Source organism: Nocardia sp. NBC_01327 (assembly GCF_035958815.1).
GTDB lineage: Bacteria > Actinomycetota > Actinomycetes > Mycobacteriales > Mycobacteriaceae > Nocardia.
On record NZ_CP108383.1, the window covers coordinates 8853212 to 8872467 of the forward strand.

General features: G+C 66.3%; 13 protein-coding genes. 3 read left to right on the forward strand and 10 right to left on the reverse strand.

Annotated features, from left to right (window positions below; all coding sequences use genetic code 11):
- Positions 1 to 17: 17 nt before the first annotated feature.
- Positions 18 to 1529 carry a malate dehydrogenase (quinone) gene (mqo, locus tag OG326_RS40495; protein ID WP_327142373.1) on the reverse strand — a complete coding sequence of 504 codons (1512 nt, stop codon included), beginning with the start codon at positions 1527 to 1529 and terminating at the stop codon, positions 18 to 20.
- A gap of 113 nt (positions 1530 to 1642) precedes the next feature.
- Entirely contained in the window at positions 1643 to 2173 is a 531-nt protein-coding gene (locus OG326_RS40500; RefSeq protein ID WP_327142374.1) for a CGNR zinc finger domain-containing protein, read from the reverse strand.
- Between the two features lie 39 nt (positions 2174 to 2212).
- Between OG326_RS40500 and OG326_RS40505 the strand changes: the two genes are divergently transcribed.
- The 3 genes from OG326_RS40505 to OG326_RS40515 all read left to right on the forward strand — a co-directional run bounded on the left by OG326_RS40505 (position 2213) and on the right by OG326_RS40515 (position 4932).
- A complete protein-coding gene (locus OG326_RS40505) occupies positions 2213 to 3184 on the forward strand; it encodes an EamA family transporter (RefSeq protein WP_327142375.1) in 972 nt (323 codons plus the stop codon).
- Between the two features lie 38 nt (positions 3185 to 3222).
- The gene (locus OG326_RS40510; RefSeq protein WP_327142376.1) at positions 3223 to 4188 is read left to right on the forward strand and encodes a helix-turn-helix transcriptional regulator; all 966 of its coding nucleotides are present in this window, start codon (positions 3223 to 3225) and stop codon (positions 4186 to 4188) included.
- 66 nt (positions 4189 to 4254) lie between these two features.
- A complete protein-coding gene (locus OG326_RS40515) occupies positions 4255 to 4932 on the forward strand; it encodes a hypothetical protein (protein WP_327142377.1) in 678 nt (225 codons plus the stop codon).
- A 7-nt stretch (positions 4933 to 4939) separates the two neighbouring features.
- Here OG326_RS40515 and OG326_RS40520 read toward each other — a convergent pair whose 3' ends face one another.
- The 8 genes from OG326_RS40520 to OG326_RS40555 form a co-directional block, all read right to left on the reverse strand.
- Positions 4940 to 5404: a hypothetical protein gene (locus OG326_RS40520; RefSeq protein WP_327142378.1), complete on the reverse strand. Its 465-nt coding sequence runs from the start codon at positions 5402 to 5404 to the stop codon at positions 4940 to 4942.
- A gap of 201 nt (positions 5405 to 5605) precedes the next feature.
- Complete coding sequence (locus OG326_RS40525) at positions 5606 to 9559, reverse strand: DNA-directed RNA polymerase subunit beta' (RefSeq protein ID WP_327142379.1); 3954 nt, start codon at positions 9557 to 9559, stop codon at positions 5606 to 5608.
- Positions 9560 to 9667: 108 nt separating this feature from the next.
- Entirely contained in the window at positions 9668 to 13153 is a 3486-nt protein-coding gene (gene rpoB, locus OG326_RS40530; RefSeq protein WP_327142380.1) for a DNA-directed RNA polymerase subunit beta, read from the reverse strand.
- 611 nt (positions 13154 to 13764) lie between these two features.
- The gene (locus OG326_RS40535) at positions 13765 to 14523 is read right to left on the reverse strand and encodes a hypothetical protein (protein ID WP_327142381.1); all 759 of its coding nucleotides are present in this window, start codon (positions 14521 to 14523) and stop codon (positions 13765 to 13767) included.
- A 12-nt stretch (positions 14524 to 14535) separates the two neighbouring features.
- Positions 14536 to 15483 (reverse strand): hypothetical protein, encoded by a 948-nt coding sequence (locus OG326_RS40540; RefSeq protein ID WP_327142382.1) that lies wholly within the window; start codon positions 15481 to 15483, stop codon positions 14536 to 14538.
- A 61-nt stretch (positions 15484 to 15544) separates the two neighbouring features.
- A complete protein-coding gene (locus OG326_RS40545; protein ID WP_327142383.1) occupies positions 15545 to 16786 on the reverse strand; it encodes an MlaD family protein in 1242 nt (413 codons plus the stop codon).
- Entirely contained in the window at positions 16783 to 18003 is a 1221-nt protein-coding gene (locus OG326_RS40550) for an MCE family protein (protein WP_327142384.1), read from the reverse strand. The genes OG326_RS40545 and OG326_RS40550 overlap by 4 nt, the downstream gene beginning before the upstream one ends.
- Positions 18000 to 19256, reverse strand: a complete 1257-nt coding sequence (locus tag OG326_RS40555; protein ID WP_327142385.1) for an MCE family protein — start codon at positions 19254 to 19256, stop codon at positions 18000 to 18002. Before OG326_RS40555 ends, OG326_RS40550 begins: the two co-directional genes overlap by 4 nt.

Here is a 19256-nt window from a genome sequence, read left to right on the forward strand (position 1 = left end):
GTTCCGCCGGGACCTGCTCACCCGGCGTTCGGCAGCTCCAGACCCAGGGTTTCGGCGGTCCGCACCATGGTGCGCCGGGCCAGCCGGGCATCCCCGGCCAGACTCGAGCCGAGCGTCGGAATCAGCTCCCGCAGCCGCGGCGCCCAGATGCGGCGGTACCGCGGGAAGCTGCGCTCCAGCACCTCCAGCAGCATGGCGGGGGCGGTGGCCGCACCGGGCGCGGCGCCCAGCACCGCGGCGATCGAACCATCCGGCGCGGCGATCACCTCCGTATCGAATTGCAGTACCCCGCGGCCATCCGCGGACCGCTGCACCAGCTGGGCGTACTGACCGGCGGTGACCATCGACCAGTCCGCCGCCGCGGCGGCAGGCGCGAATTCGCGCAGCGCGGCCAGCTTCCGGCCGCGGGTGGCGGTCACCTGCGACAGCACCTGCCACATCAGGCCCGGATTGCTCTTCATCATCGAGGCGATCGGCGCCACATTGTGCGGGCGCAGTGCCGCCGGCGCATCCAGGATCGACCCGGTCCGCAGGAACTTCGGCACCGCTCCGGCATAGGGGCCGAACAGCAGCGCCCGCTTACCGTCGATCACCCGGGAATCCAAGTGCGGCACCGATATCGGCGGTGCGCCGGGTGCGGCCCGGCCGTACACCTTGGCATCGTGCTGCTCGACCACCTCCGGATTGTCACAGCGCAGGAAACGACTGCTCACCGGAACCAGTCCATACCCGTGCACCTCCGGAATACCGGCCTGCTGCAACAGTTTCAGCGCCCAGCCGCCGGTGCCCGCGAAAATGAAACGGGCATCGACCCGCCGGGTGAGGCGATCGTTATCGGTGAACTGATGGATGCGCAATTGCCAGGAGCCGTCATTGTTCTTGCGCAGACCGCGCACCTCGCAGCGCCGGTGTATTTCGACTCCGGCGGATTCCAGATGTTCGAACATCTGGCGGGTGAGCGCACCGAAATCGATATCGCTGCCGGTGCCGTCGCGGGTCGCGGCGAACGGTTCGTACAGGCCGCGCCGCTCGGTCAGCAGCGGCGCCCAGCCCTCGATGACCTTCGATTCGGAACTGAATCGCATGGACTCGAAAAGGTGGTGCGCCGACAGGGTCTCCTGCCTGCGCCGCAGATAGTCGACATCCTCGGCGCCCTGCACCAGCGTCATATGCGGTACCGGATTGATGAAAGTATCCGGCTTGCCCAGGATTTCGGCCTCGACCAGCGACGCCCACAACTGCCGGCTCTGCTGGAATTGCTCATTGAGGGCGACGGCCCTGGTGATATTCACCGAGCCGTCCGGATTCTCACCGGTGTAATCGAGTTCGCACAGTCCGGCATGCCCGGTTCCGGCATTGTTCCAGGCGGCGGAGGCCTCGGCGCCGAGTTCCGGCAGGCGTTCGTACACAGCGATCGACCAGGTCGGCTCCACCTGCTTGAGCAGAATTCCTAGCGTCGCGCTCATGATTCCACCGCCGACCAACACCACATCGTAAGGACGCAGGGCCGCTTGCGTATTCATCGTCATGCCTCGAAATCCCCATCGAACTCATACCGCCAGGGGCACGCTAACACCGAACCGCCCCGATCACCGGGCCACGCCGGGACCGTCAAGGGGCCCGGACGGTGTGCCTCCGCGAGCTAGCGCTGCCGGGCGCGGTAGGCGGCCACGGCATTGCGGTTGCCGCAGGCGGTGCTGCAGTAGCGGCGGGAACGGTTGCGGGACAGGTCGAGAACGATGCCGTCGCAGGTGTCGTCGGCGCAGACGGCGAGGCGGCTGAGTTCGTCGGAACGGATGAGGTCGATCATGGCCATGGCGGTTTCGACGGCAATGCGGACGGGCAGCGGGGCCTCGGCGGGGACCGCGTGGATGTGATAGTCGAGATTGTCGTGGCGCACCAGCTGCGGCACCGCGCGGTGCTCGGCGAGGATGGTGTTGACCAGTTCGACGGCGGTGCTCCTGTCGCTGGTCAGCAGGCGGCGCAGGGGGGCGCGCTGGGCGCGGACGGCGGCCAGTTCGGCGGCCTCACCGGTGCGGGTGCCCGTATAGCCGTGCCGGACGAAGAACTCTCGCAGCTGGGCGGTCTCGGTCATGGTGTCCGGATCCTCCGCCGAATTCACCAGATCGACCGCGGCGGCCAGGGAGGCGACCGTGTCATCAGCAAAAAGCATGTTGACATATTACACACGGGCCGCTTAGCGTCATCAGTCATGGCGACGTTGACTCATGACGCACCCGCGCGCAGCCGGCTCCGCACCGGGCTGATCTTCGCGGCCCTGTCCGCATCGTCCTTCGGGCTCTCCGGCGCGCTGGCCCGCGGGCTCATCGATGCGGGCTGGAGTCCCGCCGCCGTGGTCATCGTGCGCGTACTGCTCGGCGCCGCCGTCCTGCTGCCCTTCGCCCTGCGCCAGCTGCGCGGCGACTGGGATCTGCTGCGCCGCAATGCCTCCCTGCTCGCCGGATACGGCCTGCTCGCGGTGGCGGGCGCGCAGCTCGCCTACTTCAATGCCGTCGCGCACATGGATGTCGGCGTGGCGCTGCTCATCGAGTACACCGCACCGATCGCCGTCATCGGCTGGCTGTGGCTGCGCCATCGGCAACGGCCAGGGCGCGCAACGGTTCTCGGTGCGCTCATCGGCATCGCCGGACTGCTGCTGGTGCTGGATCTGCGCTCCGGAGCGGCCACCAGCTGGATCGGCATCGCCTGGGCGCTCGGCGCGATGGTCGGCGCGGCAGCGTATTTCATCCTCTCCGGCCGCACCGGCGACGGCATCCCCGGCACCGTGCTGGCCACCAGCGGACTGATCGTCGGCGGCCTGAGCATCCTACTCGCCGGGCTCGTCGGCATCTTCCCGCTGCACGCCACCGCGAATGCCGTTGCCTTCGAAGGCTTCACCACCTGGTGGTGGATTCCGCTGCTCGCCCTCGGCGTGATCACGGCGGCCCTGGCCTATGTCACCGGCATCGCGGCGACGCGGGCGCTCGGCTCCCGGCTGGCCTCCTTCGCCGCCCTCACCGAGGTGCTCGCCGCGATCCTCTTCGCCTGGGCGCTGCTGGGCCAGACCCCGCACCCCATTCAATTACTCGGCGGCGTCCTGATCCTCACCGGCGTCGTGGTGGTCCGGCTCGGCGAACCCGCCGAGAGCGCCGTACAGGCGCCGGCGACACCCGAGGGCATCTAGGACAGCTCCAGACCTAGTTGTGCCGGATCATCGAGCGTATGAGTGATACACCGGCGCGGCTGCTGCAACTGCTGTCCCTGCTGCAGACTCCGCGCGAATGGCCGGGGAGCGAACTGGCCGACAGGCTCGGGGTCAGTGATCGGACGGTACGCCGGGATATCGACCGGTTGCGGGAGCTCGGCTATCCGGTCGAGGCGACGCTCGGCGTCACCGGCGGATATCGGCTGACAGCCGGGGCCGCCATGCCGCCGCTGGTGCTCGACGACGAGGAGGCCATTGCCATCGCGGTCGGACTGCGGGCCGCCGCGGGGCAGGCCGTGGCGGGAATCGAAGAGGCCTCGGTGCGCGCGCTCGCCAAGCTCGAACAGGTGCTGCCCGCCAAACTGCGCCGCCGGGTGCGCGTCATCGGCGCGGCCACCGCCACCTTCAACCCGGCCGGACCGACCGCCGACCCCGAGGTACTCGCCACGCTGGCCGCGACCATCACCAATCACGAACGGGTGCGATTCGCCTATCGGGATGCGAAGGGCGCCGAATCGCGGCGCAATATCGAGCCGATCGGCCTCGCCACCAATCAGCGGCGCTGGTATCTGGTCGGATTCGATCTCGATCGCCAGGCCTGGCGCAGCTTCCGGGTGGATCGCGTCGAATCGCCACAGCCCACCGGAGCCCGCTTCACACCCCGGGAACTGCCCGCCGCCGATGCCGCCGCCTATATCGTCGGCGACCGGACCGACTGGGGCACAAGGACCTGGCGCGTCGATGTGATCATCCACGCACCCAGCTACCGGGTGGCAGGCCGGGTGGGCGACCAGCCGGGCGAGATCACCGCCATCGACGAGCAGACCTGCCGCATGGCCGGCGAACGCGATGACGCACCCGAATGGCTTGCCGCACAGCTGCTCTCACTCGGGTTCGAGCTGCAGGTCCGCGACTCTCCGGAGCTGACAGCGGAATTGCGCGCCGCCGGGGACCGCATCACCCGCGCTCTCTCCGGAAAGTGAGCGGAGCGGCGCATATGCGCCGCAGGGGTTCCGCTCCCCCACCCGGCGCGGGTACGTTTCTCGTCCATGGGAATGACCAGGGCCACTGCGCCAGTGCTACTTTGCCTGACGGCCGCTGTCACCGTCAGCGCTGCAGCTACCGCCGAGCCCGCCCCCGCGCCGGCCGCGACACCGCTCACCGTGCAGGGCACCGATCACGGGATCGGCTATCAGGTAGCGCTTTCCGACGATCACCGCTCCACCATCGGGACCCTGCAGACCGGGCAGTTCCTGACCACCTGGGACGGCGAAGCCGTCATCGCCACCGATGACTCCGGACGCGTAATCGCCACCGTCCCACTGAAATACGATATCGCCGGTAAGACGCTCGCACTCACGCCCGCCATCGACACCGACAACCGGCGGCTCACCCTCACCCCCGTCGCCGAATCCGCCGCCCCGCTGCGTGATATCGACGCCCAGCAGCGCTTCTTCGATGTGGTGCAGGCCAATATGCCCGCGGTCGCCACCGGCGCGGCCATCGGCGGCGCCATCGGTTTCCTGCTCGGCTTCCCCGCGGGCCTGTTCGTCCTCGACTTCATCACCGCGCCGATCGGCCTGGTCGTCGGCGCCCTCATCGGCGGCGCCCTGGGCCTGCAGCAGTCGGGCGGCCAGCCCGCCATCGACGCGGCCCTCACCTATGCCAACAGCGTTGTCCCCGGCATCGCCCCCGCCGCCGATCCCGCGGCCGCGCAACCCAACTGACGCGAAGTCACTGCACGAAGGTCGCACCGGCAACGGCCATGCTGTTGTCGGTGTAGTACCAATCGCCGTTCATCGGCCACTCGAGCTGGAATTGAATGGTGTGCCCGCTCGCGGGCCCGGACGTGATCGTCCACAACGTATTCGGCAGCCCCGTCGCCGTGCTGACACTGCCGTCCGACCAGGTGAACGTCCCCGACGTAGGGGCCCCGAACCCGAGCCACGGCAGCTCAGCGGAAAAATGCCCGGAATCGATACCGGGCAGCAGCGCACTGGAACATCCCCACAGATCCGCCGCCCGCCGCACACTCTGCCCCGCGCTTCCGGTCCCGGGCATCCGGTTCCCGGTCAGCACATTGCCCCGCGCGCACCCTCCGAGCCCCGCGGCCTGCGCGGTCGTCGCAGCGGCGCCCCCGGCGACCGACAGCAGCACTCCACCCAGCACCACCGCGATCACACTCCGAAAAGCTCCCACGCCAACCCCTCCCACCGAGGAATCACCACGTCACTTCAGGCACTACGGAGCCTACTCGCCGATCCGTTCGATTCGGCCGGTTCGTACTGATTCCTCGATTCGAGTCCCGGTCATGGGGATTCGGGCCCCGGTCGCGGAAAAGCAAGCGGCCCCCGCTCCGAAACGGAGCGGGGGCCGAATGTTTGTGCCTCAGCTAGGGATTCAGCGGTAGTCGCTGAAGCCGTAGTCGTCCAGCGGGACTGCGGCACCGGTGGTGGTGCCGAAGCCGTCCGGGCTGTAGTAGGTGTCGTCGTAGGACGGCACCGCGTACGCGGCCTGGCGCGCCTCTTCGGTGGGCTGAACCGTGATGTTGCGGTAGCGGTTGATACCGGTACCGGCCGGGATCAGCTTGCCGATGATCACGTTCTCCTTCAAGCCGATCAGCTTGTCGGAGCGGCAGTTGATGGCCGCGTCGGTGAGCACTCGGGTGGTCTCCTGGAAGGAGGCCGCCGAGAGCCACGAATCCGTGGCCAGCGATGCCTTGGTGATACCCATCAGGACCGGGCGGCCGGAAGCCGGCTCGGAACCCTCAGCGACCACGCGGCGGTTCGAGTTCTCGAACTCCGCGCGCTCGACCAGCGAACCGGGCAGGAACTCCGTCGCACCCGAATCGATGATGGTGACGCGGCGCAGCATCTGGCGAACGATGACCTCGATGTGCTTGTCGTGGATGGAAACACCCTGCGACCGGTACACCTCCTGGACCTCGTGCACCAGGTGGATCTGCACCTGACGGGGGCCCATCACGCGCAGCACCTCGTGCGGATCCGCAGAGCCTTCCAGCAGCTGCTGGCCGACCTCGACATGATCGCCATCGGCGAGCAGGCGCTCGGAACCGTCCTCGTGCTTGAACACCCGCAGACGCTGACGCTTGGAGAGCTTGTCGTACAACACTTCTTCGGAACCATCGTCGGGAATGACGGTGATCTTGTAGAAGCGGTCGTCGTCCTCCATGCGCACCCGGCCGGAGACCTCCGCGATGGGGGCCTTGCCCTTCGGCACACGAGCCTCGAAGAGCTCCTGCACGCGGGGCAGACCGCCGGTGATGTCCTCGCCCGCGACACCACCCTGGTGGAAGGTACGCATGGTGAGCTGGGTACCGGGCTCACCGATGGACTGCGCGGCGACGATACCGACAGCCTCACCGATATCGACCAGCTTGCCGGTCGCCATCGAGCGGCCGTAGCAGGTCGCACACACGCCGGTGCCGGTGGTGCAGGTCAGCACGGAGCGGACCTTCACCTCGGTGATGCCGGCCTCGAGCAGCGCGTCCAGCGCCGGGTCACCGAGATCGTGACCCTTCTCGATGACGACATTGCCCTTGGCGTCCAGCGCGTCGGTGGCCAGCGTACGAGCGTAGGTGCTGGTCTCCACGTGCGCGTCCCGGATGAGCGAGCCGTCGGCCTGCTTCTCCGCGATCGCGACCATGATGCCGCGCTCGGTGCCACAGTCGGTCTCGCGAACGATGACGTCCTGCGACACGTCCACCAGACGACGGGTCAGGTAACCCGAGTCCGCGGTACGAAGCGCGGTGTCGGCCAGACCCTTTCGAGCACCGTGGGTGTTGATGAAGTACTCCAGAACCGTCAGGCCCTCACGGAAGGAGGACTTGATCGGCTGCGGGATGAACTCACCCTTGGGGTTCGTCACCAGGCCCTTCATACCCGCGAGGGTACGAGTCTGGGTGAAGTTACCCGTGGCGCCCGACTCGACGATCGTGATGATCGGGTTGTCCGGCGGGTAGTGCGCACGCATGGACTGACCGACTTCTTCGGTCGCTTCCTGCCAGATCTTGACCAGGGCGTTGTTGCGCTCGGAGTGATCGAGCGCGCCACGCTGGTACTTCTTCTCGATCTGATCGGCCTGCGCGTCGTAGCGCGCCATGATCTCGGGCTTCTCCGGCGGAACCAGAACGTCCGACATGGCGACGGTGACGCCGGAACGCGTGGCCCAGTAGAAGCCCGAGTCCTTCAGCTTGTCGACCGTCTGCGCGACCACGATCATCGGGTAGCGCTCGGCCAGATCGTTGATGATCGTCGCCTGACGCTTCTTCGGCATCTGCTCGTTGATGAAGGCGTAGTCCGCCGGAAGCAGCTCGTTGAAGATGACGCGACCGAGCGTGGTCTTCGCGAGCCACGCATCACCGCGCTGCCACCCGTTCGGGAACAGCTCGGCTTCGATCTCCTTCTCCGGACGCTGCTCGGTCAGGCGCACCTTGATCTGCGAACGCACGGTGAGCTCACCGCGGTCCACAGCCATCTGCGCCTCGGCCGGCGAGGAGTACACACCGAATTCGGCGTGATCCTTCGAGCCCTCGCGGTACTCACCCTTCGCGCCCTCCTGCAGGCGAGTCAGGTAGTACAGACCGGTCACCATGTCCAGACGCGGCATGGCGAGCGGACGACCCGAGGCGGGCGACAGGATGTTGTTCGAGGACAGCATCAGGATGCGGGCCTCGGCCTGCGCCTCCGCGGACAGCGGAAGGTGCACGGCCATCTGGTCACCGTCGAAGTCGGCGTTGAACGCCTCACACACGAGCGGGTGCAGCTGGATGGCCTTACCTTCGACCAGCAGCGGCTCGAAGGCCTGGATACCCAGGCGGTGCAGGGTGGGCGCGCGGTTCAGCAGCACCGGGTGCTCGGAGATGACCTCTTCGAGGACGTCCCACACCTGAGCGCGCTGACGCTCGACCATCCGCTTGGCGGACTTGATGTTCTGCGCGTGGTTGAGATCCACCAGACGCTTCATGACGAACGGCTTGAACAGCTCGAGCGCCATCAGCTTCGGCAGACCACACTGGTGCAGCTTGAGCTGCGGACCGACCACGATGACCGAACGGCCCGAGTAGTCGACACGCTTGCCCAGCAGGTTCTGACGGAAACGACCCTGCTTGCCCTTGAGCAGATCGCTCAGGGACTTCAGCGGGCGGTTACCCGGACCGGTGACCGGACGGCCACGACGGCCGTTGTCGAACAGCGCGTCCACCGACTCCTGAAGCATGCGCTTCTCGTTGTTCACGATGATCTCGGGCGCACCCAGATCGATCAGTCGCTTCAAACGGTTGTTGCGGTTGATGACGCGGCGGTACAGGTCGTTGAGGTCGGAGGTCGCGAAGCGGCCACCGTCCAGCTGGACCATCGGGCGCAGCTCCGGCGGGATCACCGGGACAGCGTCCAGCACCATGCCCATGGGCGAGTTGCCGTTCATCTGGAACGCGGCGACAACCTTCAGACGCTTCAGCGCGCGAAGCTTCTTCTGGCCCTTGCCCGTACGGATCGTCTCGCGCAGGTTCTCGGCCTCGGCCGGGATGTCGAACTGCTCCATGAGCTTCTGGATCGCCTCGGCGCCCATGGCTCCGGTGAAGTACTCGCCGTAGCGGTCCTGCAGCTCGCGGTAGATGATCTCGTCGATGATCAGCTGCTTCACCGCAAGCTTGGTGAAGGTGGTCCAGATCTCGTCGAGCCGGTCCAGCTCACGCTGGGCGCGGTCGCGCAGCTGGCGCATCTCACGCTCGCCGCCGTCCTTCACCTTGCGGCGGACGTCGGACTTGGCGCCCTCGGCCTCGAGCTCGGCAATGTCTGCCTCGAGCTTCTGGGCGCGGGCCTCGAGATCGGCATCACGCTGATCGGCGAGGTTCTTCTTCTCGACCTCCATCTCGGCTTCGAGAGTGGAGAGTTCGTTGTGGCGCAGCTCGGTATCGACGCCGACGATCACGTAGGCGGCGAAGTAGATGATCTTTTCCAGATCCTTCGGCGCCAGGTCCAGCAGGTAGCCCAGACGCGACGGGACACCCTTGAAGTACCAGATGTGCGTGACCGGCGCGGCCAGCTCGATGTGGCCCATGCGCTCACGACGCACCTTGGCGCGAGTCACCTCGACACCACAGCGCTCGCAGATGATGCCCTTGAAGCGGACGCGCTTGTACTTACCGCAGTAGCACTCCCAGTCCCGGGTGGGACCGAAGATCTTCTCGCAGAACAAGCCGTCCTTCTCGGGCTTGAGCGTGCGGTAATTGATGGTCTCCGGCTTCTTCACCTCGCCGAACGACCACTGTCGGATGTCGTCAGCGGAGGCCAGGCCGATCCGGAGTTCATCGAAGAAGTTGACGTCTAGCACGTAACTTCCTTTCCCCTGTTCGGGTTCAAGTATGAGCAAAAGTCGCTAAATCCGTTGCCCGGGAGCGCTTTTCAGCAAATGCCGGAAGCGCTCCCGGACCGATCGCTCTTACTGCGCCAGGTCGTCGACCGTCGCAGCCTCGTTGCGGGACAGGTTGATACCCAGGTTCGCCGCAGCGCGCTCCAGGTCCTCGTCATCGCCATCGCGCATTTCGATCGCGGCGCCGTCCGAGGACAGCACCTCGACGTTCAGGCACAGCGACTGGAGCTCCTTGAGCAACACCTTGAACGACTCCGGAATACCGGGCTCCGGAATGTTCTCGCCCTTGACGATCGCCTCGTAAACCTTCACGCGGCCGACAACATCGTCAGACTTGATGGTGAGCAGTTCCTGCAGGGTGTAGGCGGCGCCGTACGCCTGCATGGCCCAGCACTCCATTTCACCGAAGCGCTGACCACCGAACTGGGCCTTACCACCGAGGGGCTGCTGCGTGATCATCGAGTACGGACCCGTCGAACGCGCGTGGATCTTGTCGTCCACCAGGTGGTGCAGCTTCAGGATGTACATGTAGCCGACCGAAACCGGGTACGGGAACGGCTCGCCGGAGCGACCGTCCAGCAGTACAGCCTTGCCGTTGTCGTCGATCATCTTCTCGCCGTCGCGGTTCGGCAGCGTCGAGGCCAGCAGGCCCGTCAGCTCCTCCTCGCGCGCACCGTCGAAGACCGGGGTGGCGATATTCGTGTCAGCGGGCTGACCGAGCATCTCCTCGGGGAGCTTGCGCGCCCACTCCGGCTCACCGTCGACCTGCCAGCCGGTCTTGGCGATGTAACCCAGATGGGTTTCCAGCACCTGACCGATGTTCATACGACGCGGCACACCGTGCGTGTTCAGGATGATGTCGACCGGAGTGCCGTCCGGCAGGAAGGGCATGTCCTCCTGCGGCAGGATCTTGCCGATAACACCCTTGTTGCCGTGGCGGCCGGCCAGCTTGTCGCCGTCCTGGATCTTGCGCTTCTGCGCGACATACACGCGCACAAGCTCATTGACGCCGGGAGGCAGATCGTCGTCGTCGTCGCGCGAGAACACGCGGACGCCGATGACCTTGCCGGACTCGCCGTGCGGCACCTTGAGAGAGGTATCGCGAACCTCGCGGGCCTTCTCACCGAAGATGGCGCGCAGCAGGCGCTCCTCGGGGGTCAGCTCGGTTTCACCCTTCGGGGTGACCTTGCCGACCAGGATGTCGCCGTCACGAACCTCGGCGCCGATGCGGACGATGCCGCGCTCGTCGAGATCCGCCAGCACCTCGTCGGAGACGTTCGGGATATCCCGGGTGATCTCCTCGGCGCCCAGCTTGGTGTCGCGGGCATCGATTTCGTGCTCCTCGATGTGAATCGAGGTGAGCACGTCATCCTCCACGAGGCGCTGCGACAGAATGATCGCGTCCTCGTAGTTGTGGCCTTCCCACGGCATGATCGCCACGAGCAGGTTCTTGCCCAGCGCCATCTCACCGTTCTGGGTGCAGGGGCCGTCGGCGAGAACATGTCCGGCTTCCACGCGCAGACCCTCGTCCACGATCGGACGCTGGTTGGCACAGGTGCCCTGGTTGGAGCGCTCGAACTTGCGCATGCGGTACGAGCGGCGGGTGCCGTCGTCGTGCATGACGGTGATGAAGTCGGCCGAAACCTCTTCCACCACACCGGCCTTCTGGTTCACGACGACATCGCCGGCGTCGACCGCGGCACGCAGCTCCATACCGGTGCCGACCAGCGGCGACTCGGAACGGACCAGCGGCACGGCCTGACGCTGCATGTTCGCGCCCATGAGGGCACGGTTGGCATCGTCGTGCTCGAGGAACGGAATCATGGCGGTCGCGACCGAAACCATCTGGCGCGGTGAGACATCCATGTAGTCGACCGCGTTCGCGTCGACGTATTCCATTTCCTCGTTACCGTGGCGGGCGAGGACGCGCTCCTCGAGGAAGTTGCCGTCCAGGTCGACAGGCGAGTTCGCCTGGGCCCGGATGTGGCGGTCTTCCTCGTCGGCGGTGAGGTACTTGACCTCATCGGTGACGCGGCCGTTCGCGACCTTGCGGTACGGGGTCTCGATGAAACCGAACGGGTTGACCCGTGCGTACACCGACAGCGAACCGATCAGGCCGATGTTCGGGCCTTCCGGGGTCTCGATCGGGCACATGCGGCCGTAGTGCGACGGGTGGACGTCACGAACTTCCAGACCGGCGCGCTCACGGGACAGACCACCCGGGCCCAGCGCCGACAGGCGGCGCTTGTGGGTCAGACCCGAGAGCGGGTTGTTCTGGTCCATGAACTGCGACAGCTGCGAAGTTCCGAAGAACTCCTTGATCGCGGCGACCACGGGACGGATGTTGATCAGGGTCTGCGGCGTGATCGCCTCGACGTCCTGAGTCGTCATACGCTCGCGGACAACGCGTTCCATACGCGAGAGGCCGACGCGGATCTGGTTCTGGATGAGCTCGCCGACGGTACGCAGACGACGGTTACCGAAGTGGTCGATGTCATCGACGCCGACCGGAACCTCCTGGCCGCCGGGGGCGGTCATGGTCCGGTCGCCCTGGTGCAGGCGCACCAGGTACTCGATCGTCGCGACGATGTCTTCCTTCGTCAGCGTCGAACCGACAACCGGCTGATCCAGGTTCAGGCCCAGCTTCTTGTTGACCTTGTAGCGGCCGACACGAGCCAGGTCGTAGCGCTTCTCCTTGAAGAACAGGTTCTCCAGCAGGGTCTGCGCGGACTCCTTCGTCGGCGGCTCGCCCGGGCGCAGCTTGCGGTAGATGTCGAGCAGCGCCTCGTCCTGGCCCGGAGTGCTGTCCTTCTCCAGGGTGGACATCATGATCTCGGAGAAGCCGAAACGCTCGACGATCTCCTCGGCCGTGAGACCCAGCGCCTTCAGCAGCACGGTGACCGGCTGACGGCGCTTGCGGTCGATACGCACACCGACGGTGTCGCGCTTGTCGACGTCGAACTCCAGCCACGCACCACGCGAGGGGATGACGCGCACGGAGTGCAGCGTCTTCTCGGTGGACTTGTCGATGGTGTCGTCGAAGTACACGCCCGGCGAACGGACCAGCTGCGAAACGACGACGCGCTCGGTGCCGTTGATGATGAACGTGCCCTTGTCGGTCATCATCGGGAAATCACCCATGAAGACCGTCTGAGACTTGATCTCACCGGTGTTGTTGTTGATGAACTCCGCGGTGACGAACAACGGCGCCGCGTAGGTCATGTCCTTGTCCTTGCACTCCTCGATGGAGGCCTTGACCTCTTCGAAGCGCGGGTCGGAGAAGGACAGCGACATGGAACCGGAGAAATCCTCGATCGGCGAAAGCTCCTCGAGCACCTCCTCGAGCCCACCGAAGGGGTTGACGTCGCCTCGGGCGACTGCCTTTTCCCGCCAAGTCGGTGAACCGACCAGCCAGGCGAACGAGTCGGTTTGTAGATCGAGAAGACCCGGAACCTCGAGGGGCTCACGAATCTTCGCGAAAGACACCCGCTTCGGGGCTCCGGGAATACCGGCCTTGGTCTGGGTGGAGACTGCCAAGATGCGTCCTTCCAGCACCTCACGCGCGTCGCGTGGTGGTCCGCGACCGTCGCTTGTCTGCTACGAATTCCGCTGGTAGCACCCGAACGAAACCCGAACAGCAAGCAACGGAAGTAACACCGGAAGGTGGAACTTTCGACGATGCGATCAAGGTATGGACAGGAGGCAGCCAGCGCAACGTCCAAAACTACACCCAAACCTACGGGGGTGTCAAAGTACCACCCGTGGTGAACCCCGGAGGGCTAACGCGCCGAAGCGTGTCGTGGCGGTAACCACACCGCATTGCAGTGAGATGGACCACCGCGCCGCGGCCGATCGAACACCGCACGGCGGTGAGATCGGGTCCCGCTCAGCGACGCCGTCACACCTCTGCCGGCTGGCTCCGCTGTCCGCTGGCTGCGTTCCTCGAGGGCCTCGCCGGCGTCTGGTTCCCCTGTGACAGCCGCCGCTGTTGTGAATAGCGTGACGGGTCGGACGAAACTCGTCAAGTGGCGCGAGAAGTTGACAAACCACGGAATCGCCTGCACCACTACAAGATCGCTGGGAGCGACCGGTGCGGTACCGCGGTCCAGGCGATACACCGCCCGTTCAGGGGCCGGTTCCGGCCCGCCGAAGAGCTCCGGGCGCGACTAGTTGTCGGCGATTTCGGAGGCCAGCCAGTGGCCGTTGATCTTCTGCATGCGCAGCACGATCGGGCCCGACGCGAGAGGTGCGGGCTGGCCGCCCTTCACGGTGGAGACATTCAGGTTGAGCAGCAGCTCAGCACGGTCGGAGGTGAGCATGGTCACGCCGATCGGATCCGTTTTGACCACGGTGTCGGCCTGGGCCTGCTTGATCGAATTGACGGTGGTGTCCATGTACTTCTGGAAGTCGTTGCTCATCTTCTCGGTCACCACCGCACTGACCGCGGCCTTCCACTTGTCCTTGTCGATCGAATCCGCCTTGTAGGCGTAGAGCGTCGTCAGGGCGTTCGTGGCGGCGGCTTTGACCTCGTTGGTGGAGCTGTTGTCGAGGAAGGCCTGATTGCTGTCGTTCGCGCCGGGGCGCAGCACGCCGACGATCGCGACGACCGCCAGCAGCACGGCCGCGGCCGTGCAGAGGATCGCGGTGCGCCAGGTCCGCCAGACGCCGCCGGGTGCGCTCGGCGTGCGCTGGGACTTTGCGGACGACTTCTTCGAAAGATCGGGGCCGCGGTTCGCGCCCTCGGCGCCACGGCTCGCACCGAAGCGCGAACGCGCGGCACGGGAGCCGGTGGGCACACGTTCGGCGGCGGGGCGCGGGGCCTCGGGACCGCGGATGTCGGCGGCGGTGGTGCGGGAGCCGGAGCTGCGCTGCGCGGCCGGGCGGCGCTTGGGGCTGACGCGATTGACGGGGCGTTTATTGGCCATGATCGCGGTCTCCTAGTTGCCCGGTTGCGGGTTCGCCGACTGCGGCGCGGTGGTGGCCGGGGCCGGGTTCTGCGGCGCGGGCGCGGCCGAGCCGAGCGCGACGGGATCCGCCACCGACTGCACCTGATCGGCCTTCCACACACCCTTGTCCAGGGTCACATCGACCTGCCAGGTGTAGCGGAACTTGTCGGCGGGCTTGTCGGGGCCCGATTCGGTCACCTCGAACACGACCAGCGCGGCGGCATGATCGCGTTCGGAATTCAGCTCGGTGACCGCGCCACCGACCACCTTGGCGGTCGAATTCACATTGGAGTCGGCGGCCGACTTCTTGATCTGCGCATCACCCTTGTCGGAGGCCGCGAGGAGATCACCGGTCATCGACGAACGGGCCAGCGCCACCGAACCGTTGATGTCCTTGAGATTCATCGAGGTGATGTTGATGGCGGCCTGCTGCGCGGCCACCAGTGCCGCGTCCCGCGCCTCGGCCCTGGGCCGGTCGCGCAGCAACCCGCCGACGATCCAGGTGCCGCCGAACCAGGCGGCGGCGACCGCGGCGACCGCCAGCAGGGCGATCGAGCCGAGGGTCACGGCCTTGCGGGTGCCGAAACCTGTTTTGGTGGCGGATTCGCTTGCGGCAGAATCGGATTCAGCGGAAGTAGCGTCGCGGCCCGGCTTCGACTGTGCCGTGGCAGCGGTCTCACCAGTGGCAGTCCCGGATTCGGCACCGGCGACGGGCTCAGGCTCAGCACCGGTGACGGGCTCGGGCTCATCGGCGGCGGCCGCGGCGGGCTCGCCGCCGACGGCGCGATCAGCGGCGGACGTGCCGTCGGCTACGGCGTCGGCCGCATCCTCGGGCTGCGGACCGGCGGTGGCGCCGGCCTCCGGATGGCTCTCGCCGACCGGTGTGGCGGTCGGCTCGCCGAGATCGACCTCCGGATTGCTGTCCTTTTGCTGACTCACGCCGACACCATACTTTCCTCTCCGCGCATCACCGTTCGGCTGTGCGCATTACCACGCTGCGTCACCGCTTCGGGGTGACACCCATGAGCGTTGCGAGCTGATTCGCGACCGGGTTCAGATTGAGCTTCTCCGGGTCGGTCTTGGGCTTGTCGTCCCACGGCTGCGACAGGCTGGGATCGGCCTGTTCGGCGTGCGCCCCGCCGCGCACCGCGGTGTCACTGCCTTGGGGCGCAGTGCATTTCGCGTCGGTATTGAACGGGAAGTCGTCGCGGGTGTCGTCGAACTTGGGGTTCTGCGCCTTCATCTGATCGATGATGGCCTTGGTGCCCTCGTAGCCGACGGTGCAGGCGGGCGGGTTGTTGGTTTCCAGCACCAGGCCGAAGTGGGTGGTGCCGTCGCCGGGCGCCGTCGCCGAGGCGCCGATCGAGAGCAGCGGCAGCATCTGCAGCACCGGGCCGAGCGCGTAGAACTTCGGCGAGACGGTCAGCAGCAGCGTGCGCAGATTGGTGAGGTCCTGGGTGAGCGAGGGACCGCTCTCCTTCAGCAGGCTCGAGAGCTGACTGCCCGCATCGGTGCCGGTGCCGATGAGCCGGCGGATATCCGGATCACTCGACTTGAGCTGTGCGGTCAGCTTGTCCAGGCCGTCGCTGAAGTTCAGGATGGCCGGACCCTGCTCGGCCTGAGTGGCAAGCACACTGCGGGCATCCCGGATCAGGGCGAGGGTCTGCGGCAGCGATTCCACACCGGTGGCGGTGAACTTGTTGAGCGAGTCCACCAGCACCCGCAGATCATTGCCCTTGCCGTCGAACGCCTTGCCCAGTTCCGTCACGGTGGTGCTGAGCGCCGCCAGATCGGTGGTCTTCGCGAAATTGTCGACGCTGGCGAGCAGATCCTCGACGTGGATCGGCAGCGTCGCGCCGACGATGACCGAACCGTCCTTCAGATACGGCGAACCATTGCTGGTCGGCTGCAGGTCGACGTACTGCTCGCCGATGGCGGAGCGGTCGGCGACCACGGCCTTGGCGCTCGCGGGCACCTTCGGCTTCCCGGAGTCCATTTCGAGCGTGACCACCACACCGTCGGGCGTGATGTCGAGATTGCCGACCCGGCCCACGGGCACACCGCGGTAGGAGACCTCGGCGCCCTTGGACAGGTTGCCGGTCTCCGGCATCTGCAGGCTGACCTTGTAGAGGCCGAAGCCGAGCAGATTGTTCAGTCGCACGTACTTGGCGCCGACGAAGCTGACGCCGAGCACCGCGATGATCACGAACAGGATCAGCTGGTTGCGTACCAGACGGCTCATCGCGGACCACCCACTCCCAGCTGTTGCAGGATCGATCCCAGCGGATCGGTCGGACCGGGCTGATCCGTGGGACGCGCCACGGTGGGCGGCAGCGGCAGCAGCGAGATGGTGGGCCACCCGCCGCGCGGGCCGTTGCCGTTGTAGTACGGGTTGGTCGGGTCCACGTTCACCTGCCGGCCGTTCGGCGGCAGGTACTGCGGATCCGGTTTGCCCACACCGAGATTCGACAGCAGCGTGCCGACCTGCAGGTCCACCGACAGGAACGTGTTGACCTGACCGCCGAACGAGGACTTGATGGCCTCGTCCGGGAACGGATAGGTCGGGATGAGCGGGAACGCGGTCACCAGATCATCGGCGGACGCACCCAGCGCCTGCAGCGTGGGCCGCAGCGAACTCAGGTCCTGGATCAGGTTGTCCTTGGAATGATCGAGCACGTCGACACCGGCCTGGCCCACCCGATCCAGCTGACTGAGCAGCTGAATCAGTTGCGGCCGTTGCTCGTTCAGGATCTTGATGCCCTGCGGCAGTTCGTCGAGCACCTTGCCGATCTGCTCGGTCTGGGCGCCGACCCGGGTGCTGAGGGTGTCGAGCTTGTCGAGCGCGCGGGTGATGTCGTCCACCTGGTCGTTGAGACCGCTGATCAGCGTATTCGCCTGCTCGAGCAGATCGCGGACCTTGTTGTCGCGACCGTCGAGCGCCTTGTTGAGCTCGGAGACGATGGGCTGCAGCTGCGCCACGCCACCGCCGTTGAGCAGCAGCGACAGCGCGCCGAGCACCTGTTCGACCTCGGTGGCCGTGCGGGTGTTCTCGACCTTGATGGTCGAGCCGTCCTTCAACCGGTCGGGCTCCGGATCGTTTGCGGGCGAGGACAATTCGATGAACTTCTCACCGAGCAGATTGGTCTGCTTCACCTCGGCCCGGGCATTGGCGGGCAGGTTCACGGAGGAATTCACCACGACCTTGATGCTGGCGGTCCAGCCGTCCGGGGCGAGTTCGATCTTGTCCACCCGGCCCACGGCCACACCGTCGACCTTGACGCTCGACTGCGGCACCAGATCCAGCACATCGGAGAAGCGGATATCCAGGTGCATGGGGTGATCGCCCACATTGGCGCCACCGGGCAGCGGCACCCCGTACACACCGGTGCCGCACCCGCTCACCAGCAACGTCACCGCGCCGATGCTCGTGGCCAGCACACCGATTCGAGTGGCTTTCATCGCTGTCCACCTCCCTGCGACGGCGGCTGCTGATCGGACTGGTTGCCGGGGACGGTGCCGGGAGCGACGTTGCGCTGCTCGTTGTCACCGCTGAGAATGCCGAACGGCAGGACCAGCGACGGCGTCTTGACGCCCGCCGCGAGCTGACTGGTGATGATGCCGCAATTGTCGAGAATCGGCTTGAGCTGCTGCGAGATGGCGTCGAACTTCGGATCGCCCGGCCGCAGCTTGCCCAGATCCAGCAGCTCGCAGATGGTCCCGAACGGGTTCTGCAGATCGGTGAAGTTGGGCCGCATATCGAGGGTGCCGGTCTCGCCGTTGTGCACATTGATGAGGTTGCTCAGCGCGGTCGGGATGAGCGGCAGCGCCTTGGCCAGATCGTCGCGCTGATCGGCGAGGGTCTTGGTCAGCGAGGTCAGCGCATCCGCGTTGTTCTGCACCAGTTCTCGATTGTTGTCGATGAACCGGGCCACATCGCCGAGCGCGATCGACAGCAGATTCAGCGCGTCACCGAGATCGCGGCGCTCATCGGACAGGAATCCCGCCAGCGAGGACAGCTGGGTGTTGAACGTGCGCACCTGCGCGTCGTTATCGGCCAGCATGTGCACGAACTGCTGCAGGTTCTTCACCGTGTCGAAGATGTCCGTGCGCGAATCCGACAGCGTGGCAGCGGCTTTGGACAGCTGCGTGAAACTGTTGGCGAGCGCGTCGCCATTGCCCGCGAGGTTCTGCGAGGCGGAGCGGGCCAGATCGTTGACCGCGCCGTCTTTATTGGCGCCGTTGGGGCCCAGGGCATCCGAGAGTTCGGTGATGCTCTTGTAGAGCCGGTCCACCTCCACCGGGGTGGCGGTGCGGTCCTTCGGGATGGTGGCATTGCGCCCCATCTTCGGACCGCTCTTGTAGGCGGGCGCGAGCTGGATGTACCGGTCCGAGACGACCGACGGCGTGATCTGCGCGGCCTTGGCGTCGGCGGGGACGTCGTACTTGCGGTCCACCGACATGACGACCTTGACCTGCTCGCCCTCCGGCGTCACCGAATCGACCGAGCCCACGGGCACCCCGAGGATGCGGACGTCCGATCCGGAGTAGATGCCCACGGACTTGTCGAAGTACGCGGTGATGGTGGTGGTGTTGAGCCTGTCGAACCCCCACCAGGCGACACCGGCCAGCACGACCGCCACGACGGCGACTCCGGCGATGACCTTGCTCTTCGTACTGGTCGCAGCCAGAGCGTTCAGCGGATTCTTCGCCAT

What these genes read in the sequence shown, in the direction of transcription:
- OG326_RS40500 (WP_327142374.1), bottom strand. Translation starts at nt 2,173, where the DNA reads ATGCTTTTTGCTGATGACACGGTCGCCTCCCTGGCCGCCGCGGTCGAT.
- OG326_RS40550 (WP_327142384.1), bottom strand. Translation starts at nt 18,003, where the DNA reads ATGAAAGCCACTCGAATCGGTGTGCTGGCCACGAGCATCGGCGCGGTG.
- OG326_RS40505 (WP_327142375.1), top strand. Translation starts at nt 2,213, where the DNA reads ATGGCGACGTTGACTCATGACGCACCCGCGCGCAGCCGGCTCCGCACC.
- mqo (WP_327142373.1), bottom strand. Translation starts at nt 1,529, where the DNA reads ATGACGATGAATACGCAAGCGGCCCTGCGTCCTTACGATGTGGTGTTG.
- OG326_RS40510 (WP_327142376.1), top strand. Translation starts at nt 3,223, where the DNA reads ATGAGTGATACACCGGCGCGGCTGCTGCAACTGCTGTCCCTGCTGCAG.
- OG326_RS40515 (WP_327142377.1), top strand. Translation starts at nt 4,255, where the DNA reads ATGGGAATGACCAGGGCCACTGCGCCAGTGCTACTTTGCCTGACGGCC.
- OG326_RS40555 (WP_327142385.1), bottom strand. Translation starts at nt 19,256, where the DNA reads ATGGCGAAGAATCCGCTGAACGCTCTGGCTGCGACCAGTACGAAGAGC.
- OG326_RS40535 (WP_327142381.1), bottom strand. Translation starts at nt 14,523, where the DNA reads ATGGCCAATAAACGCCCCGTCAATCGCGTCAGCCCCAAGCGCCGCCCG.
- OG326_RS40545 (WP_327142383.1), bottom strand. Translation starts at nt 16,786, where the DNA reads ATGAGCCGTCTGGTACGCAACCAGCTGATCCTGTTCGTGATCATCGCG.